15 protein-coding genes are annotated in these 19148 nt (G+C 59.3%); 11 read left to right on the forward strand and 4 right to left on the reverse strand.

The window, feature by feature from the left end:
* Positions 1-541: 541 nt before the first annotated feature.
* The gene (locus tag TU34_RS23190; RefSeq protein ID WP_082080458.1) at positions 542-1957 is read right to left on the reverse strand and encodes an MFS transporter; all 1416 of its coding nucleotides are present in this window, start codon (positions 1955-1957) and stop codon (positions 542-544) included.
* A 430-nt stretch (positions 1958-2387) separates the two neighbouring features.
* Here TU34_RS23190 and TU34_RS19340 point away from each other — a divergent pair, with 430 nt between their 5' ends.
* From TU34_RS19340 to TU34_RS23210, 7 genes are all read left to right on the forward strand, one after another.
* The gene (locus TU34_RS19340) at positions 2388-3131 is read left to right on the forward strand and encodes a tRNA-dependent cyclodipeptide synthase (protein WP_082080459.1); all 744 of its coding nucleotides are present in this window, start codon (positions 2388-2390) and stop codon (positions 3129-3131) included.
* Between the two features lie 439 nt (positions 3132-3570).
* Complete coding sequence (locus TU34_RS24660) at positions 3571-4140, forward strand: 2OG-Fe(II) oxygenase family protein (protein WP_203225499.1); 570 nt, start codon at positions 3571-3573, stop codon at positions 4138-4140.
* Positions 4137-5045, forward strand: coding sequence for a 2OG-Fe(II) oxygenase family protein (locus TU34_RS23200; RefSeq protein ID WP_045824559.1), 909 nt, complete (start codon positions 4137-4139; stop codon positions 5043-5045). The genes TU34_RS24660 and TU34_RS23200 overlap by 4 nt, the downstream gene beginning before the upstream one ends.
* A gap of 155 nt (positions 5046-5200) precedes the next feature.
* Positions 5201-6613 carry a cytochrome P450 gene (locus TU34_RS23690; RefSeq protein ID WP_203225500.1) on the forward strand — a complete coding sequence of 471 codons (1413 nt, stop codon included), beginning with the start codon at positions 5201-5203 and terminating at the stop codon, positions 6611-6613.
* The gene (locus TU34_RS24140) at positions 6606-7499 is read left to right on the forward strand and encodes a 2OG-Fe(II) oxygenase family protein (RefSeq protein WP_045824560.1); all 894 of its coding nucleotides are present in this window, start codon (positions 6606-6608) and stop codon (positions 7497-7499) included. Before TU34_RS23690 ends, TU34_RS24140 begins: the two co-directional genes overlap by 8 nt.
* Before the next feature lie 27 nt (positions 7500-7526).
* Complete coding sequence (locus tag TU34_RS23205) at positions 7527-8417, forward strand: 2OG-Fe(II) oxygenase family protein (protein WP_082080460.1); 891 nt, start codon at positions 7527-7529, stop codon at positions 8415-8417.
* A 23-nt stretch (positions 8418-8440) separates the two neighbouring features.
* The gene (locus tag TU34_RS23210; RefSeq protein ID WP_203225501.1) at positions 8441-9343 is read left to right on the forward strand and encodes an isopenicillin N synthase family oxygenase; all 903 of its coding nucleotides are present in this window, start codon (positions 8441-8443) and stop codon (positions 9341-9343) included.
* A gap of 59 nt (positions 9344-9402) precedes the next feature.
* Here TU34_RS23210 and TU34_RS19365 read toward each other — a convergent pair whose 3' ends face one another.
* Positions 9403-10443: an IS110 family RNA-guided transposase gene (locus TU34_RS19365; RefSeq protein ID WP_045824563.1), complete on the reverse strand. Its 1041-nt coding sequence runs from the start codon at positions 10441-10443 to the stop codon at positions 9403-9405.
* 295 nt (positions 10444-10738) lie between these two features.
* Here TU34_RS19365 and TU34_RS23695 point away from each other — a divergent pair, with 295 nt between their 5' ends.
* Both TU34_RS23695 and TU34_RS19370 read left to right on the forward strand, forming a co-directional pair.
* The gene (locus TU34_RS23695) at positions 10739-11050 is read left to right on the forward strand and encodes a hypothetical protein (RefSeq protein WP_150116616.1); all 312 of its coding nucleotides are present in this window, start codon (positions 10739-10741) and stop codon (positions 11048-11050) included.
* A complete protein-coding gene (locus tag TU34_RS19370) occupies positions 11047-12345 on the forward strand; it encodes a cytochrome P450 (RefSeq protein WP_045824564.1) in 1299 nt (432 codons plus the stop codon). The genes TU34_RS23695 and TU34_RS19370 overlap by 4 nt, the downstream gene beginning before the upstream one ends.
* A 555-nt stretch (positions 12346-12900) precedes the next feature.
* Here the strand turns inward: TU34_RS19370 and TU34_RS19375 are convergent.
* Positions 12901-15945, reverse strand: a complete 3045-nt coding sequence (locus TU34_RS19375) for an MMPL/RND family transporter (protein WP_045824565.1) — start codon at positions 15943-15945, stop codon at positions 12901-12903.
* Between the two features lie 125 nt (positions 15946-16070).
* A complete protein-coding gene (locus tag TU34_RS19380) occupies positions 16071-16412 on the reverse strand; it encodes a DUF4873 domain-containing protein (protein ID WP_045824566.1) in 342 nt (113 codons plus the stop codon).
* 126 nt (positions 16413-16538) lie between these two features.
* On the opposite strand from TU34_RS19380, the gene TU34_RS19385 reads away from it, so the two are divergent.
* On the forward strand, positions 16539-17507 hold the full coding sequence (locus tag TU34_RS19385; protein ID WP_045824567.1) for an AurF N-oxygenase family protein: 969 nt from the start codon (positions 16539-16541) through the stop codon (positions 17505-17507).
* Between the two features lie 103 nt (positions 17508-17610).
* Positions 17611-19128, forward strand: a complete 1518-nt coding sequence (locus TU34_RS19390) for a flavin-containing monooxygenase (RefSeq protein WP_045824568.1) — start codon at positions 17611-17613, stop codon at positions 19126-19128.
* Positions 19129-19148: the final 20 nt, after the last annotated feature.

The raw sequence follows: 19148 nt of genomic DNA on the forward strand, positions 1-19148 counted from the left end.
GCTCGGCATCAGACTCCAACGCCGTCTCCAACATGCGCACAGATTGCTGCCGGAACTCCGGCGGATACTGACGTGGCATAGCTCCATCCTCCTATAAGGATCGGAACTAAACCTGGGGTACTTCAGTCGGGAACTCGCAGGTCTGCTCAGATACGACGACCTCGCGAGTAGGTGCCGTTGCCCCCTCACAGCGGACCGGGGATCAGACTCGTCGCCGCGCATCCGTGAGAGACGCGTGCGTAGTCGAAGGGTTCGTTCACGAGGTCGAACGTCCATAACTCACCGACGACCCTGTTAATTTTGAGGGGACACCCCTCGACACTCATCCTATGAGCATCTAAGCGCTTCCCTCGGGCAGCACACGAAGGGTTCCTGTGTGTTTGTCAACGACCGTAGGTGTTCGAAGGGCACGCGCTTGTGAAGTTCACGGAGCGGGGCAGGCTATTCGAAGGGTTGCATGCATTCTTTTAAGCGGACGTGTCTGAGTGCGGACCGTTTTCGCGTGACAAGGGGGAGTGGGACAGCGGCTGTGTAAAACCCCTCAGCGCCGTGATGCGTTGGGTGGGCTTTTGTGTTTGGTCTCAGGAGCGCCATGCCTTCTAGGCGAGCGACTTGAGGAGTCTTCTTTCAGTACCGTCCAGATGGCGAGGATCAGGCATGCGAGTACGCATCCGAGTGCAGTGACGAGCAGGGCTGTAGTGGTCGCGGCGTGTGAGCCCCCGCTGTCCTGTTGCGTGACGGCGCCTGACAGTCCGATGCCTAGCCCGGCTGCGACTGTAATTACGGTCTTAGTTACTCCGGATGCTTCCCCTGCGCGTTCGGGTTTGATCACCGCTTGGGTCGCGGTGAGTGTCAGCGAATTGCCTAAGCCCAGAACCACGCCTCCAGATGTGGCGGCGACCAGGTAAACAGGTAAGTTCGGGGCCCAAGCCAGAGTGAGGAGGCTGAGCGCTCCGATCGCAAGACAAACAAGCATTACTGGCACAGCGCGCCGGGAAGAGACGCGCCCCGCGAGTGGTCCAGCAAGTGCCATGGCCGTTGCGGGGGCGAGAAAGACAACGCCTGCCAAAGCGACGGATAGAGTCCATATGCCTTGCAGGGATAGAGGAACGATGAAGAGAAACATGACGGTTGCGGTGTTGGCTACTGCGCCAGCGAGGGTGAGAGCCACATACGGGGTGTTGCGGAACAGGGCTAGTTCGATCAACGGGTTTGCCGTCGCCCGTTCGTGCCTCACGAATATTCCCCCCACTGTTCCGGCGGCAATCAGGCCGACTACGACCGGAGGCCACGACCAATGGGAGCTTCGGTCGACCACTACCGCTAGGACGGCGAGTGCCGCCGTGACTGTCGCGAGTCCGCTCCAGTCGACTTTGCGATCTGCCTTGGCGTCGTAACTCTCCGTGGTACGGGTCGCTGCTAAGGCGCCAATCAGAGCGAGTGGAACGTTGAGCCAGAAGACGGCTCTCCAGGAGGAGTGGTCGGTAAGGACGCCGCCGATAAACGGGCCGAAAGCGGTTGCAACGCCGCCGATCCCAAGCGCTGCGCCAATGGCGCGTGTCCGCAAATTGCCCGGATATAGGTTGGTGAGCAGGGATAGGCCTACCGGCATGATCATGGCTGCCCCCGCGCCTTGTGCTATTCGCGCACACACAAGAACCGGAAGTGTAGGGGCCAACGCGCAGAGCAGGGAGGATCCTCCAAAGAGCGTGAGGCCCAGCAAGAGTAGTTTGCGCCGTCCGAACAAATCGCCGAGGCGGCCGGCGCCGAGCATGAAGGTGCCCGTCGATAGCAAGTACGCGCTGATCACCCATTGAAGTCCGCCACCACTGACCTCTAGGTCACGGCCGATCTGAGGTATCGCGAGATTTAGGGCGAAGGAATCGAGTTGTATGCAGAAGACACCCACTGACACTGCCAGTAAGGCCCAGCGTCGGGCGGTAGGCGTGGTGGCCATAGCCGGCGTTCCCTTCGTCGCGCTGCCGGGGCAGCGTCGTTTCTGGCACTTGATTCGATCGTGAAGGCCTCAGTTGCCATCAGTTGAGGAACCCACCATTAGGGCTGATGACGGTCAAAACCGCGCGTGCGGCGGCTTGCTGAAGACGAGTGAGTTCCGGTGCGACGGAAGCGATGCGCCTCAGGAACGTGGGCGTGCGCGCACGGCGTTCGCTCGTTTTGACGCCGCCCTAGAACCGTCACGCTAGCTGAATCGCCGGCCCTTGACAAGGTTAGCGGCGGCAAGCAAATGGCTTGACTCGTTCGTATGCCTTGCTAACCCGGTGTGGACCTGTACAGGTGTAAGTCAGTCGCCGAGCGCCCACAGCCTGGGGCGGCGCATCTTCAAGCGGACATGACTCGGCAACGCGACGGATTGGGCGGACGCAGAATTGATAGACGCACAAACGCTCTCTACTGTTGGCCCGCGCGAAGAGCCAACTCGCAGAAGGCGTTACAAGACTGAGGTCGCGGCTGTTTCTCCCGAAACAAGCAGGGCCACGTTCGACAACCACGATTCATGTTTTCTTGGTGTGAGCTTGGAGAACTCGAACTTCGCGCCATCAAAGCTCGAAAGCATGGTGAAGTGGATCTCACGCCGGTTCAAGCACTGCACAGTCCTTGTTGGCGACAGCATCCATCGAATAACCCTTGAGTCAACCGCGGAATGTTCGCCCACAGTCGCCCGCGCCACAGCCTTAGAGCTGGGTCAGCAATTCATCGACGACAACCAGGCCTTATTCGACTTCTATGGCGACGAGACGGAATTCTCGTTCCTGAGGTGCAGCGATGTGCAGGTTTGGGAGGAGTACGACAAATTCCACACCCAGCTGCAAGCGCTGTTCAAATCAGACAGCGAGTTTCTGGCATCGGTCGAATCGTTTGGCCGTGCGTATCACGGGAAACACTCGAGTGATGTTGGCGAGGCCGAGTTCGAGGCGCGAGCTGACATGTCCAGCGCTTACTTTCTTGAAGAATTCGCTATCTTCGCGTGTCTCCAAAAGCGCGACCTTCCGGTGATGGTATATCCCGGATCTTTCAGCACGTTATCCGAAATTGCCGCCGGGCTCCATAAATCTGCGCCGAGCGAGCTGCAGGAGTTGATCGTAGTGTCTCTCCACCTGAAAGGTAAGTGAGGATTCGTAAATGAAAATATTGCCGTCAGGTCCAGACATACGTCGCGGTAAGATCTACCGCGACGTATACCAAAAGCGGTCGAACTCTGAAAGTGCTGTCGGTGAAGCTCGTATTGAGCGGGCGAGAATTGTTGACAACGAACTTTATTTCCCCAGCCCAGAGGCGAAGGATCGAGCGTTCGGGGACGGAGTGTTTTTCCTGGAAATTCCTGACAAGTTGGACGTGTCGGTCGGCGACACCTTCTCTGAGTAATTCTACCAAGGGCCTTCGCTCAAGCCGTATGGAAAATTCCGGGATATTCACAGCGAACACTTCGATGATCCGCTACTTGGGTACCATCAACGCGTCAACCAAATCGAGCAGTTTCTACTAGAACGGCGTTTCTGGTCTACCGACTACCCGACGGAAATTGCCGGTCTCGGCGAAGGGCTCACGCGGTTGTCCCAACAAGTCTTATGCTCAGCACTATCCTATATTGGAGTACCTGAACGGGACTGGTCTCAAGCCACCGGCGACTGCTCAAACTCATCCGGCTCGTACCATCTGACCTTTAACCATTATCGGCCCGCCCATGACGATATCGGGCTGAACTCTCACAAGGACGATGGCTTTCTCACAATACTTCGAACAAGAACTCTCGGTCTTGAAATCGCGAGGGGTGACCAATGGGAATTCGTTCCGGTGGATCCGAGTTGCTTCGTGATCAACTTTGGGTTGTCGATGGAGATCTTATCTGCGCAAAGCAAGAGGCCAGTTGCCGCGATCATGCATCGCGTAGCGAGGCAGCAACGTGACCGCTGCAGCTGCGGGCATTTTAGCTCAAGCGGATGTTTACCTGGAGAGGACCGCGGTGTCTATCGCTACACCGACGAACACGGACTGCAGAGGGTCTGCGGATCTCGTGAGCTGATTGACGAGAACGACTACGAAATTTACGCCGGCACCGAGGCGCCTACTACGCAACCCGCATCACCGCCGACCAGCCGTGCCCACGAGGAAAACCGATGACCGGCACGTCTTTGGCGCTGCAACGCGGCAGAGTTCTAGATGGCGCTCTCAGGTTTTCGACAGACGGCGGACTGTCGCAAGCTCTACGCGACGGGTGCTTCGTGCTCGAAGCGCCCAGCGATTTCGACCCGTTGCCCGGGGTCACACTGTGTCGCGAATTCTTCCGCGCATCAGATGAAGGCGCAGAAGAGACTCGTCGATACCGCGGCTACCGGGACCATGAAGGCCTCTACTTTGATCGGGAACACTTTCAAACCGAGCACCTGCTCATTGATGGACCTGAACGACGCAGACACTTCCCGCCGGAGCTACTGTCGATGACCGAGCAGATGAGTGCGCTCACGTTGGTTGTTCTCCAGGCTGCTATGACAGAGTTGGGGATTGTTCGGCGCCTGTGGAGTGAGATCACCGGCGGCGCGGTCGACGGCGAGGGCACGCATTGGTTCGCGGCGAACCATTACCGCTCCGACCGCGCCCAGCTTGGCTGCGCCCCGCACAAAGACACCGGGTTCGTGACTGTGCTCTACAACGAAGAACCGGGACTGGAAGCGTCTGTCGACGGCCGGTGGGTCCCCATCGACCCTGTGCCCGATCACTTCATTGTGAATTTTGGGGGGGCCTTTGAGCTTCTCACCGCAGCTCTCGACCGGCCGGTACGGGCAATCTTGCACCAAGTGCGGCAGTGCAAGCCAGAGCAAGGGACAGACGATCGATTTTCGTTTGCGGCCTTCGCCAACCCCCCTGCCGACGGGACTCTTTACCAGGCGCGCCAGGACGGCTCCGCTGTTGCAGTGCGCACTTGTGCCGACTTCCTCCGAGAGTTCAACGAGCAAACTTGGTCCGACCGCCATGTGGACTTCGGAATTGGTCAGCAGGCCGTGACGTCCAGTACCGAACCGTTATGAGAGCGAACACAGGCAGAGGAATGCCGAGCGCTTACGGCGGCGATGTCGTCGTGGCGTCACCTGAGCCGCCCAGTGCGCCGTTTCCTGGTCTAGTCGCACACCACGAGGGCCCCAGTAAAGTCCATGGGCACGCCGACGCCCTGCATGAGGCGACGGTGACAGGTGGTGAACCGGTCTCGGACTACTTCCGCCGAAGTGGCATCAGCGCTTTAGCGGAGGCCAGCGGAGGCATGTGCACGTTTTGGATGGGCTCGCGGTTGGCGCTATACCAGATCACTAACACGCCCCTGGTTATCGACGCGGTCCTCGCGCCGTCAACCGAGGCGAACCGTGAGCTGTTCGGCGATTTCATGGGTTCGATGCCCCACGACCATCCAGGCCGCCCCGCGAGGCGCATCGCGGTCGAACGCTCGCTCGGCAACGCAAAATTCGTAGCAAACCTAGAACCTGCCATCCGCCAAAACACAGCAACTTTTCTGCAGCAGCAGACAGGGCGAAAAAATTCACTTGAGGACTTCACTCTATCGCTAACTGCTTATGTGGACAGCATGATTCCGGGAGTGCTCGACCTCAGTCAGCACCCTATCACCAGCTATTTGAAGTCTGAACAGTATGGCCCGGTAGTTCGCGGGTTCTTTGATTTGGCATCGGATGTTATCAGTAATGATAATCCCGATGCTATGAAAGAATTTGACGTCATTGTGCCGTTCGTCCGTCAGCTACTCTTGGAAAACCTGGCGCCACTCATGAAAGCGCCAGCGGCGAACATGATCCGGCGGTACTTCGATCTATGGGGTCTAGCTCTCGATCGTACGAATATCGAGGCGCTTGACTCCTCAAAGCTGAAAGAGCTCGGCACAATAATTATCGCAACCTACGACACCAGTGCCTTAAGTTTGATGTGGGCGATTGCCTATATTGAGAGCACGCCTCAGGTGAAGGGCGAGATCATTGCGCAAGCTCGGAGCGATGTGGCGCAAGAAAAAGGCCCAGGTGGTGACGCGACTCTAAGTGTGATTGATCTCGCGGTACTTGAGGCAGTTCGCCTTGGCGGCAGCAATCCAAGTGCGCTTTGGCGCCGGACCACTGAGCCAGTCACTATCTCCTTCCGCGACTCGGCGGTGACAATTCCGCCGGACACCATGCTTTGGTTGGATCGTCGGCAAGCAAATCGCGATCCAGCAATTTTCCCTGAGCCGGCTGCGTTCTCGCCCGCAAACATCAGGTCCATATACCGGTCGGAACGTGAGACGCTGTCGTCCCTGCTTTCCCGAAGTCGCTATGAGATAAATTCGTTCAGCATGATCAATGCCGAACGTAACCCGCGGAAGTGTCCAGGACGACTATTCTCGGTGCGGATGCAATCAATAGTGCTATCCGAACTATATGGCGACTATCGCGTCATCACGAATGGCCACAACCTGGACCTGAAGCCGTACGCATCCATGCCCAGGCCGACGCAACCAGGAACAGTCGAGATCCTGCCTATCAACAAGGAGCGATCAATTGACAGATTTAACTTCCCAGGCCACACGAAGAAAGGCCGTACGACTCCCGGTAATGCCTAGTGAGCACGAGGCACTCGAAAGGTATTCGGCAATAGATCTCGAACGGTGCAAACTGCAAGACGGTGAGTTGATATTCAGCCGTGCGGGAGCATTCGAGCGGGCATTAGCACAGGGATTCTTTCTCCTGCAGATGCCCGAAGGTATTAAGCCCGCCGTGGGCGACCAGTTCGCGGCGCATTTTTTCGAGGACAAAAAAGGAGACGACCTCGATCGGTACCGCGGGTATCGGGAGGTCGAGATCCCTGGGTCTTACCAGGGCTACTTCGACCGTGCGCATGACCAGTGGGAAAACCTTTACATCGAGCAATCCAACTGGTTGCTTCTTCCGGCAGACATTGCTGAGCTAGGTCGCTGCATGGCTGATCTCGGTATACAGGTCCTCCGAGCAGTCTTTCGACAACTTGAGATCCCAGAAGGCACGTGGGACCTGATTTCGAGTGGGCTATCCGAGAATCAGGGGCACCAGATGCTTGCCTTCAACCACTTCCGGTCTGACAAAGCCACACGAGGGTGCAAGTTTCACCGCGACTCAGGCTGGGTCACCGTCCTGCGATCAACGGAACCAGGTCTGCTCGGTTTGATCGAAGGGGAACTAGGAACCATTAACCCGGTTGAAAGCTATTTCATCGTCAACTTCGGTAGTTCCATGGAGGTCCTCACCGCCGATCTACCTACGCCGGTGCGCGCCAACATTCACGGCGTAGTCGCCACTGAGCGGGCCGCCCCGCAGCCTGACCGCGTCTCGTATGTCACCTTCCTGGATTCAAGCTTGGATGGCGATATCTACAGCCTCGACAGCGCAGGTACACCACACCGCATCCAATCAGTGGCCGACTTCGCCACCCAGGAAGTGAGTCGCACATACGACGACGACCTCAATCTGTGAACCAACAGCCCAAAAGAAGGATTAGTTATGACCACCCAGACGAGTCACGATCACTTAGTTTTAACGCTTCCCGCGGCACGAGTGGACGGCGGAAAACTTCAGTTCGAGTCTGATGACGATTCGAACCGAGCCCTCCGCATTGGAGCCTTCAACCTCCAGATACCGGCAGACCTGGATCCAGGCGCTGGCCTAGAGTTCTGTCGCAGCTTCTACCAGCCAGCCACCGACGCCGCCGACCGCCAACGCGGACATCGTGAACACGGCCATCCCGAATCAAAGCTGGGTTATGAAGATCGACCAGACCAAGTAGAGCAGCTGCAACTCGAGAACTTCCTGTGGTCGCGGTACCTGCCAGATCGCCTCACGACTGTTCTTCGCAAGCTGGAACAGCTGACGCAGACGACCCTTGACGGCGTCTTTGATGCAGCCGGAATCTCGAAAAGTGACCGCGAGGTCGTCACCGGCGGCATCGGTGGCCCGCTGTGCTACACAACCGTCAACCACTATCGAGCTGGACTGACCGACCGAGCCGGAATCGTAGAGCATTCGGACAGCGGGTTCATCACCACGATCTGCACGGATCAACCTGGCTACGAGATCCTCCACGATGGCAACTGGATGCCCGTCCGTGAACGAGCAGGCCATTTCATAGTCAATCTCGGAGACGCCTTCGAGGTCTTAACGGCCAACTACGCAGACCCAGTCTCGGCTGTCTACCACCGCGTTCCCGAATTACGTCCCGATGCCGCGGGCAGAACACCAGACCGATCGTCGTTCACCATCTACATGGGCCCGCGATACGACATGGACCTCTACCAGTACGACGCAGACGGCACACTGCAGATGTTCCAAGGCTTCCGCGAATTCTCGGTGGAGAAAGCGGGCAAGCTTGGCTACGACTTCCACTCACGCATATGAGTGCGGGACAGGAGTCAGGGCGGTTGGACGCCACGGACAACTGGCAACTAGCCCAGCTACAAGGTGAAGACCTCGTCTTCACCACCACAGACGGTCTCGCCCGAGCGCTGACTGACGGGTTCTTTTACGTCCAACAGCCAACAGGCCTGGATCTAGCGGCCGGCGACCGCTTCGCCCAGAGCTTCTATCGCCCTCTCGAAGGTGGGGCCGGAGACCCGTACCGGGGTTACCAGCAGTGGACATCAGACCAACTAGGTCCACACCAGGGCTACTTTTCTCGCGACGCCGATCAGACCGAACAGTTCTTCCTGGAAAGCGCCAACTGGAAGCGCGCTTACCCCACCGCGCTTGTCGAACAAGCCCACGGGATGCGTGACCTCGCTCTGAGAATCGAGCGTGCGGTGCTCACTCACCTCGACATACCCCGCGAGCTCTGGACAGAGGCAACGGGCCACAGCCTGACGCCCGAGGGAACGCACACGCTAACGTTCAACCACTTCCGACCCGAAATCGCAGCTCGCGGTCTTAACATTCATAAAGACTCGGGATGGGTAACGGTACTGCGATCAACCGAACCGGGACTCGAAGTGGACCGGGGCGACGGCGACTGGGTACCTATCAATCCGATCCCGGGAACATTTATTGTCAATTTTGGATGCGCAATGGAGATTCTGACCCGGGAAACAAAAACACCCGTCGCCGCTGTAGCGCACCGCGTCGTGCAACAACCTTCTGAACAGCACGCCGCCAAGCCCGATCGCTTCTCATACGCGCTGTTCGTCGATAGCAGCCTTGATAAGTCCGTGTGCCCTGGACTCTTCACTTACAAGCCAAACTCCGGTCTGCACTTAGAAAAATCTGTGGACGGCTTCCTCGATCAAATACTGGACAACACGTATAGAAGGGACACCGCGGGCTTGTACTGACGTTCTATCAACACGGCTGCCGCAGTGGCTGCCGAGCCCAAGGGGTGGTGCAGTTGTCTTCACGCTGCAGCCAGGTTCTCGGTCGTGTTGTCGTGTTGCATTGTGCGCCAAATCTGTTTAGTGATTTGGCGTTTGAGACAGCGTTGGGCTTCGCGACGAGTCTTGCCCTCAGTGATCTTTCGGCGGTAGTACGAATAACCCGGTGCTGAGGGGTGCCGGGATTGGCTGACGGCGATGATGTGGATGACGGCGTTGAGTTTGCGGTCGCCGCTGCGGGATAGTCGGTGACGGTTGTGATCGCCGGAGGACACGTCGATGGGTGCGGTGCCGACGTAGGAGGCGAATGCGGCTTCGCTGGCGAACCGGGTTGGGTTGCCGATGCGGGCGACAAGGCGGGCGGCACAGATAGGCCCCACACCTGCAATGCTGGTCAGGGTGGATCCGCTGGCCTCGAGGGCGGTGATGATTCGCTCGGTGAGCTCGTCGAGTTGGAAGCGCAGCCGGCGCAGATCGCCGATGATCTCCAGGGCAACGGTTTTCCGCATCTCGTCTGCCGGGGTGGCGGGCTGGTGAGTGACAACGATGTGACGGATCTGCTCGACGCGCTGATTGGTTGCGACGCCACCGGGCAGGAGTTCGCGCAGGACAGCGTGGAGCTGGTTGATGACCCGTGAGTGCTGATTGGCGACATCGGTGCGGCGTTCATCGAGTAGTCGGATGATGGCGCGATCGCCATCGGCTTCGACGGGCCGGTAGTCGGCTTGGGTGAACGCGACACACGCCGCGGCAGCCGCGTCTATACGGTCGGTCTTGCGTCGGCCGCCGCGGGAGAGTTCGCGGACCCGGGCGGTGGCGGTTGAGGGGACGTCGACGACGGTTTCGCCTGCCTGGATGAGCCATTGGGCGAGGTGGTGGCCAAGTCCTTTGGCGTTCTCGATCGCCCAGACCCGGTCGGGCCAGGTGGCCGACCAGTCGAGGAGCTGCTGGTAGCCCTCTAGGGTGGACGGGACTCGGAGTGATCCGAGGTCGGTATTGGTAGATGGCTCGACGCTGGTAGCGGTGTGGCTGAGCTTGTGCGGATCGATCCCGATCACGTGCACTCGGGGCTCCTTGTCGGTAGGTGCGAACAGGATGGGTATCTGTGATCGGCATTCCGACTTTCAGGCCCAGCGAGTGGGCGTCATTCCTGTGTTGAGCCAGATCGCAGACGGAGATCACGGTGGGGGCAAAACCCTCCGAGAGTCAGGTCCCGGCGCCAGGACCGGCAGGAAGCTAACGAGCCGCCCTCCGTGACTCCTCGTCAGGTTAAAACCCGGTTGGTTCGAACACCCGACGTACTTCCCATACAAGTCGGAAGCAATGAAGTCACCGAGAGGCCGGCTCAAACTGACATGGATGGGCAAGGACCTTGTTCTAGTCCCGTCCGAAGTCGACAAGTACGACTACGAAAGGGTAGGTGGCGCACACGATGCAGATCAGAACCTGCTTATCGTGGGTGACTCGGGTGATGCCCCGTATTCGCTCGGCACAATTCCGGAGTGGTCCGACAGTAAACGCGGCACCGTCAAGTTGTATTACATCGATCCGCCGTGTAACACCGGTCAGGCTTTAGATCACTACGCCGCCGCTCGCCCAAGAATTCAGGCCGTGCCTGCGGATGAGCCAAAGCACCGGGTGTCTGGATCCCTCGATGGGAATCACCGATGAACGGAATCCACCCGGTGAGCGGGGCCCGCCAGATCGGGGCGCCGGTTATTCAGGCTGTCGGTATGAATATCGCTGCCGCCCTGCGGGTGCGGCGCCGCGGCTATGCGGGATGGACCGGCGCGGTCAACACCGATTACGACCCGCTCGATCCGGCGACCGCGGCGCAGCCATTCGACGCCTATCGTGGGTTGTACGCCAGCGGCCGAGTGCACTACAACCCGCGGCGTGCGACCTGGATTCTGAGCCGACACGATGACATCCGAGCAGCTTTACGCAACACCGACGCGATCACGAGTACCCAGGGCGTCACCCGGATGAAGATCTCGGCACCGATTCTGGTACTCACCGACGGCGCTGACCATGCCCGGATGCGAAGACAGGTACAGCCGGGATTCACCAAGGGCGCCATGAGTGACTGGCAACCGATGGCCGATCGACTCGCAAGAGAGCTTGTGGCCGACTTGATCGCCAACCCGGGCTGCGATGTGGTGTCGCGACTCGCGACGCCGTTTCCCATCCGGATGATCGCACACATACTGGGAATCCCACCCGGGGACGTCGACCGTTTTCGGTCGTGGTCCGAAGACGGGGTCGGCGTCATGAATGCCGCCCTGACCCCTGCTGGGTTGCGGCAGGCGTTCGGAGGGATTCGGGCGATCGCGGCGCTACGCCGGTACTTCAGCGAACAGTTGGCCGCGGGCCGGCTCACAGGGACCGATACCGTGCTTGGTCGTCTCGTCGACCACAACGAGGACGGCGAACTCTCCGACGACGAACTGTTCTTCTTTGCGATGCTGCTGCTGTTCGCCGGGAACGAGACCACCACCAACCTCATCGGTGGCATGTTCGACACCCTTGCCCACAACCCGGAGCAGTTCGCCATGATTCGAGACCATCCCGAGCTGATCCCTGGCGCCGTCGAGGAGCAGCTTCGCTACTCGACACCCATCCAGAACCTGTACCGCTACACCCGTACCGATTACCGGGTCGGCGAGGTGACCATACCCAGTGGCTCGCGATTGCTGCTGGCATTCGGCGCCGCCAACCGCGACCCCGACGTCTTCGACGACCCCGACACCTACCGTGCTAACCGAAATCCGCACAGTCACATAGCTTTCGGGTACGGCGCCCACATGTGTATCGGCGCCGCCCTCACCCGTATGGAGGGCCAGGCGGTACTTCGTGAACTCACCTCCCAAGCCGCGGCTATCACGGCAGTCGGCTCGACCACCTGGTCGACCAACACGTCGCTGCGCGGGCCCACCCACCTGCCGATTCGACTGACACCCGCCTGATGGTGGGTGTCAGATCAGCGAGATGCTCGCGGTCGGGCCAGGCTCGGGTGTCGAGGAGCTCGCGTTGCATGGTCGACCAGAACGATTCCATCATCGTGTTGTCCACAGTGGATGCGACTTGACCCATCGATTTCAGTGGGCGGCCGAGCGCAGGCGCTCACCGAAGACCCAACCGGTGTATTGCGATCCGCGATCGGAATGCACGATCGTTCCCGACCCCGGTTGCTGACGCCATAGTGTGATCTGCGGGGCGTCGACACCGCGACGGGGAACCCGTCGGCAGCCATGTCATGGACCAGCCCGAACCCCATTTGGGAGGATGTTCTCCCGCGCGAAATACGCACTGGCAGGCTTGAGGATCTCGATCTCGGTCTCGAGGCGCTTCTTGTCGCGGCGCTACTGTGCGAGTTACGCGCGCTCGTTCGATGTCAGTCCTTCGACCCGGCCGCCATCGATGTTGTCGACTTTCATCCACCGACGCAGACACGACTCACTGATCCCCAAGATCAGAGGCTATGCGCATCGCACTCGACATTCCTCGACTTGGACTTACCATTACCGTCTAGTCAATCTGCTCTCGTGGTGCTGCCGGTCAATATTTCCCGGCCACCAGCTTGCCTTGCCCAGCAGAACTGCCAGTGCAGGGACAACCAGTGTTCGAACCACGAACGTGTCCATCAGAAGACCGGCCGCGACAATTACACCGATCTGGACCATGACGTCAATGGACCCGAAAGCCAACCCGAACATGCTAGCAGCGAAAATCAATCCCGCTGAGGTGATCACGGATCCAGTGTGGGCGACGGTCCGCAGTACGCCGAGCCGAACGCTGTCAGAAGTCTCCTCTCGTAGCCGCGACACCAGCAACATATTGTAGTCCGCGCCCACTGCCACAAGAACGATGAACGAAACCAGCGGAACCGGCCAGGATATCGAAGCTCCGAGCAAGTTTTGAAATACTAGGACCCCAATCCCGAGCGCGGCGAGATAATTGAGGACCACCGTCGCGAGAAGATAGATTGGTGCGACGATAGCTCTCAGCAGAATCATCAGAATCAGCCCCACGATGAGCAGGGTGGCAATTCCCAATAGCTTGAAATCGTAAGAAAGCAGACGCTGGACATCCGCGTTGATGGCCGGGAATCCGGCTACGGAAGCGCGGGCGCCCTCGAGAGAAGTATTTGGCATCGCGCCTTCGGCAACCTTTGAAAGCGTGTTCGCCAAGCGAATGGCATCAGCCGTGTACGGATCGTAACCAGTCTGTACCGCGAACCGTACAGTCTTCCCGTCCGGCGAGATGAACTGTTTTGCGACCTGACTGAACTGCTGATCCTTGAAGGCGTCGGCAGGAAGGTAAAAGCCGGTTGCCGAGTCCGAGTTGCCGATATCACGGGCGGGCGCTCGTAGTTGCGCTGCCACCTGCGACAGTCCTGCGAGCAACTGCACATTGCTGTCCACCAAAGCGGCCACACCACCCGACAATTGACGGGCGCCGTCGGCCAGCGCGCCGACTCCTGTCTCGAGCTGGGACAGCCGGCTGGTGAGGTCTTGGCCGTTGATGGTCTGTAGCGCGGAGTCGAGGACATTCAATGAGTCCCGCAGCTGTGCGACATCCGCGGCGCCCGGCGCGCGGATCCCGCCGAGGTTCGTGGCGAAGTCCGCGAATCGAGTGAGCGACTGGTTCTCGGCAAGTGAGCGAATGTCGGCTGTCTGGGTCCGCAAGGCGGAACACTGGGGAATCTGCCGGCACCACGGGGCGTCGAGCGCGTTCAATGCGGGAGCGACGGTGTTGGCTGCCGACTGCGCCTGCCGAGCCAGTCTCGCCAGCTGTGGCGCCTGTTGTGAGAACTGGTCGAGAGCTGGTGCGGCGCTTGCGAGCTCGTCCACCAACGGCCGGTACTGACTGAGTTGCCCGCCCGCGGCGGAGGCCTGACCGAGCAGACCTCCCAGTGGCGCCAGATTGGTGGTGATCTGGTCCCTCAGAAGTGCGAGGCCACCTGCGAGCTGCGAGGACCCCGTCTTCAGGAGATCGAGGTCACCTTTGCGCGCTTGTGCGCCTCCGGTTTGCTCGGTGATCTTGTTGCCGATCTGATCGTTCTGCCATGACAACTGGGCCTGCTGAAGTTTCTCGCCGGTCGGACGTGTAACGCCGATGACCCGTGTGACTCCTGGTGTTTGTGCGACTCGCGAGGCCATCTGATCGAGATCGGCGAGACCTTGAGCGGTGCGCATGTCCTTCGTGGACTCCACGATCAGGAATTCGGAGATTATGGTGTCTTTGGGAAAGTGTCGGTTGAGAAGGGCGTAACCCTCGTTACTCTCCGTAGAGGCGGGTTGACCCTCTCGATCGTCGTACGTGATCGTCATAGTGGTTGCGATGAGACTGAGGCCGATCAGCGCCACGATACTGACGGCGAGGAGTTGCACCGGCCGCCTGACGACGATGGTCCCCACGCGATGCCAGTATCGCCGCGTCAAGTCTCTGCGAGGCAGCCCCGCACCATGTTTCGCGGCAAATGACAGCACTGCAGGCAGCAACGTGACTGTTGCCAGGAAGCCGATTAGGATCGCGATTGCGCACGCTGGTCCCAGCGTTCTGAACACGCTCAGTTTCGCGAACGCCATCGATAGAAACGCCAAGGCGACAGTCGCTGCCGACGCCAAAACCACGCGTCCGATGGTCCCGTTGGCCTGCGCAATCGCGACATCTGGCGTGCTGCCGGAGCGGATGGCCTCGTGATATCTGCTTATCAGGAACACGGAGTAGTCCACTCCTGCACCGAAGATGATCACCGTCATGAACATCGAGGTGAACTGGGATACGGGCATACCAATCTCACCAAGTCCGGACAGGACGCCCCGACCTACCGCAAGGCTCATCACCACCACAAGCAGCGGCATCACGGCGGTGAACAACGATCGATAGACGATAAAGAGAATCGCGGCGATCATGAACACGGTGGCGAGGGTGATCACGAGTAGATCTGATTCGCCCACCTTGATTTGATCGCTGAAAGTTGCCGGCGGGCCAGTGATCCGCACAGTGGTTCCGGAACCGTCGAAGGTTCGGTCCGCGACGTCGCGAACCGAATCCACGGAGTCTGCGGCCTTCGGACCACCCAGCGTTCCCTGCAGCGAAACCGGCAGGTACCACGCCTTCTTGTCGCTGCTCAGCGCCTGACTCTCGGTGAGCGGATCACCGAGGAGGTCACGTACAGCAATGACGTGCTCGCGATCGGCATTCAGCGCATTTACCATCTCGCCGTACTTGCCCCGCGTTTCCGCGTCCAGTCCACCCTTGTTTTCCATGGCCACGAACACGGTGGTCTTCGCGCCGCGCTCGTTGAACGCAACTCCCATCCGGTCGAGCGTCTGGAACGACGGGACGCTGGCCGGGATCGGGTCCACGGACTGGTCTCTGATCACCGACTCGAGCTGAGGAAACAGCAGAGCAAGCCCACCGGCGATGATGATCCACACCAATGCCACGACACCCTTACGCCGCAAGACTAGCCAGGCCAACTTCTCCAGCAGGGCGCTGTACTCGCCGCTCCCAGCCGACTTCTTCGACGATGGTTTCGGGGACGGACCGTTGTCCACGGTCGACGCGCTAGGCACGTGTCTTGTTTCCTCTCGAACAATTGGTCATGCAAAAGTCCAGTGAACTGCAACGGGCCAATGAGGAGAGTTTTGCATTCACCCCGAAACGGCCGTCTGCAGTCAGATCAGCTGTGGTGTTCGCTCTCGGCGATTGCTTCCACCTCTTCGAGAGTGCTCGGTACGTGATACGGCGGGCGGCTCTTGCCGCTCAGCCGGTAGCGGCCCCAGAAATCGACGTCGCCGACGACGCATTCGGCGCGTCCCTCGGGCGTCGAGACCACCGCCACCGTTCGTTTGCCCTGCAGCACGGCGTCGAGCTCGGCGTTCTTGGCTATCCGGCCGTACCAGGTGTAGAGGCCGTTGAGCGGCTGAAAATAGCCCTTGATCTTGAGATCGACAGGGATCTCCTTCCCTCGGCATGCCAGCACCGCTTCGCCGGAGTAGTCGAGATCGTGGTCGTCTGACATTGGGTCTCACCTTCGTACATCGCCGTTGACAAGTTGGAACTTCTTGAGAATACTAGCAGTACCGGGTACTACTGGTAACAGATACTCGCGCAGCTGATCCCAAAACCACGAACACATGGAGCGCAGATGACCGTTCAAGACGCTGAAATCAAGCCGAACTTTTCCACCGAGGGCCTTGCGCGAGTCAACACGCGCAAGCCTGTTGACATGCAGCGCTCGGCCGGTCGCTTGCTGCGCTCGTCAGCCGAGAAATCCTACGATGCCGAGATTGACATCGATTGGGATTCGCCGTGGGAAGACGACAAGCGTTTCCTGCCTGAACACAGGGTGTCGCTCTACGGTTCGAAGCTGTGGGACAAGATGACCGACGAGCAGAAGTTCGAGCTGGGCCGGCACGAGATCGCAAGCATTCTGAGCTTCGGGATCTACGCCGAGAACTTGCTGAGCTCAGCTCTCCTGCGAACCACCGCCAAGGGGGCGATCACCGACGAGCGTTCGTTGTACTCGCTAACAGAGGTCGGTGATGAATCGCGTCACTCGATCATGTTCGCCCGTCTGATCAACAAGATGGGCATCGAGCCCTACCGTTTGCCCAGGGGTTTCCTCAGCTTCGCCAAGATTCTTCATTTTGTCCCGCTCGGTCCCTCGGTCTCTGGTGCGACTCTGCTGATCGAGGAGATCCTCGATCGCGCTCAGCGTGAGGCGATGAGTGACCCCGAGATGCAGCCGCAGCTGCGTCAGCTGATGAAGATCCATGTGCTCGAGGAGGCTCGGCACATCACGTTCGCGCGGCTGGACATGGTCGAAGGAATGCAGCGTCGTGGCAAGATCTCCCGAGCGTGGCACCGCGGAGTGCTCGCAGTGATCGCCAATCTCGCATACCCGCTGCTGATCAACCCAAAGGTGTACCCGGCCGTGGGCATCGGCCGCCTACGTGGCGTGTTCGCACAGCAGACCAGCCCGCACTACCGCGTGAACCTTCAGTTCATGTCAGAACCCATGATCCGGTTCTTCCACGAGGCCGGCATGATCGAGGGCAAGTTCACCATGGCGATGTGGCGCGCGACCCGCAGCCTTCCCGACGACCTTCGGTGACTGATCGTTGATCCAACGGATCAACGCTCAGGCCATGCATCACGCCTGCACCTCCCTGTCTCATTTGCATCGCGAACACTCGTTAATTTAGGAGTATCAATCAATGACGTCATCCACCACGAAGCGGGCGGCACGCTCCGCCAAGTCGCCGAAGTCCAACGAGCCAATCAAAACCAAGGTATTGATCATTGGCAGTGGATTCTCGGGGCTCGGGATGGCCGTGCAATTGCGCCGCAAGGGAATCAACGATTTCCTGGTTCTGGAAAAAGCTGAATCCGTGGGTGGGACGTGGCGCGACAACACCTATCCGGGTTGTGCGTGCGACGTTCCTTCTTTGATGTACTCGTACTCCTTCGAGAGTCGTGGCAGTTGGTCCAAGGTGTGGTCGTCACAGCCTGAGATCGAGCAGTATCTGCAGGAGATCTCGGACAAGCGCGGTGTGACCCAGAAAATCCACTTTGGTCAGAAGCTGGTGTCCGGGTACTGGAGCGATTCCGAGTCGCGGTGGCATGTGCGGACCGAGGCCGGCCAGGAATACATCGCGCAGTACGTGGTGTCGGGCGTCGGTGCTTTGCACATCCCCAACTTTCCCGATTTGCCCGGAATCGATACCTTCAAGGGGCAGGCATTTCACTCCGCGCAGTGGGACCACTCGGTGGAGCTCGCGGGCAAGCGTGTCGCTGTCCTGGGTACGGGTGCCAGTGCTATTCAGTTCCTGCCTTTCGTGCAGAAGGAGGCCGGCAAGCTGACAGTTTTCCAGCGTTCTCCGGCTTGGGTGTTGCCGCGCAAGAACTTCGCGGTACCCGCGGCAGTTCGAACGGTCCTCAGCAAGGTTCCGCTCGCGCGTCGGCTCGCTCGCTGGTCGGTGTATTGGGGCGCCGAGAGCCTGGCTTTCGGGCTGAACGGCCATTCCAACATGATGCGTCCGATCGAGAAGGTCGCGAAGTGGAACATCAAGCGCTCCATCAGTGATCCGGTTCTCCGCGAGAAGTTGACCCCCTCGTACCGCATCGGCTGCAAGAGAATCCTCGGATCGAACGATTACTACCCGGCTCTTGCAGCGCCGAACACGACGGTCGTCACCGACCGGATCGCTGAGGTGACCGAGGACTGCATCGTCACGTCCGATGGAAAGTCGTACCCGGTCGACGTGATCATCTACGCGACGGGTTTCCACGTCACCGATGGCTTCGATTCGTTGGCGCTCAAGGGTGCTCGCGGTGAGGATCTTCCGTCGCACTGGCGCGAGACGGGCATCAACACCCATCTCGGTATCACCACCGAGGGCTTTCCCAATCTGTTCTTCCTTCTCGGGCCGAACACCGGATTGGGACACAACTCGGTCGTTTTCATGATCGAACAGCAGATCAAGTACATCTTGAAGGTGATCGACGCAGTCGACGGCAAAAATGCACAGCGCATTGACGTGCGCCCGACTGTTCAGAGCAAGTTCAACGACGACATCCAGCACAAATTGGCCAACGGAGTCTGGACCAACGGCGGATGCACAAGCTGGTATCTGGACTCGCTCGGCGTGAATCGGACGGTCTGGCCCGGCTTCACGTGGCAGTACTGGCGCGCCACGAAGGACTTCGAGCCCGCTGAGTACGAGATCGCCTAGACAGTGCATGTGTTCAATCA

Source organism: Williamsia herbipolensis, assembly GCF_000964005.1.
In the GTDB taxonomy this organism is placed as follows: domain Bacteria; phylum Actinomycetota; class Actinomycetes; order Mycobacteriales; family Mycobacteriaceae; genus Williamsia_A; species Williamsia_A herbipolensis.

Coding starts and splice junctions, on each gene's coding strand:
- TU34_RS19380 (WP_045824566.1), bottom strand. CDS start 16,412: ATGTCAGACGACCACGATCTCGACTACTCCGGCGAAGCGGTGCTGGCA.
- TU34_RS23190 (WP_082080458.1), bottom strand. CDS start 1,957: ATGGCCACCACGCCTACCGCCCGACGCTGGGCCTTACTGGCAGTGTCA.
- TU34_RS19385 (WP_045824567.1), top strand. CDS start 16,539: ATGACCGTTCAAGACGCTGAAATCAAGCCGAACTTTTCCACCGAGGGC.
- TU34_RS24140 (WP_045824560.1), top strand. CDS start 6,606: ATGCCTAGTGAGCACGAGGCACTCGAAAGGTATTCGGCAATAGATCTC.
- TU34_RS19370 (WP_045824564.1), top strand. CDS start 11,047: ATGAACGGAATCCACCCGGTGAGCGGGGCCCGCCAGATCGGGGCGCCG.
- TU34_RS23205 (WP_082080460.1), top strand. CDS start 7,527: ATGACCACCCAGACGAGTCACGATCACTTAGTTTTAACGCTTCCCGCG.
- TU34_RS23695 (WP_150116616.1), top strand. CDS start 10,739: ATGGGCAAGGACCTTGTTCTAGTCCCGTCCGAAGTCGACAAGTACGAC.
- TU34_RS19390 (WP_045824568.1), top strand. CDS start 17,611: ATGACGTCATCCACCACGAAGCGGGCGGCACGCTCCGCCAAGTCGCCG.
- TU34_RS23200 (WP_045824559.1), top strand. CDS start 4,137: ATGACCGGCACGTCTTTGGCGCTGCAACGCGGCAGAGTTCTAGATGGC.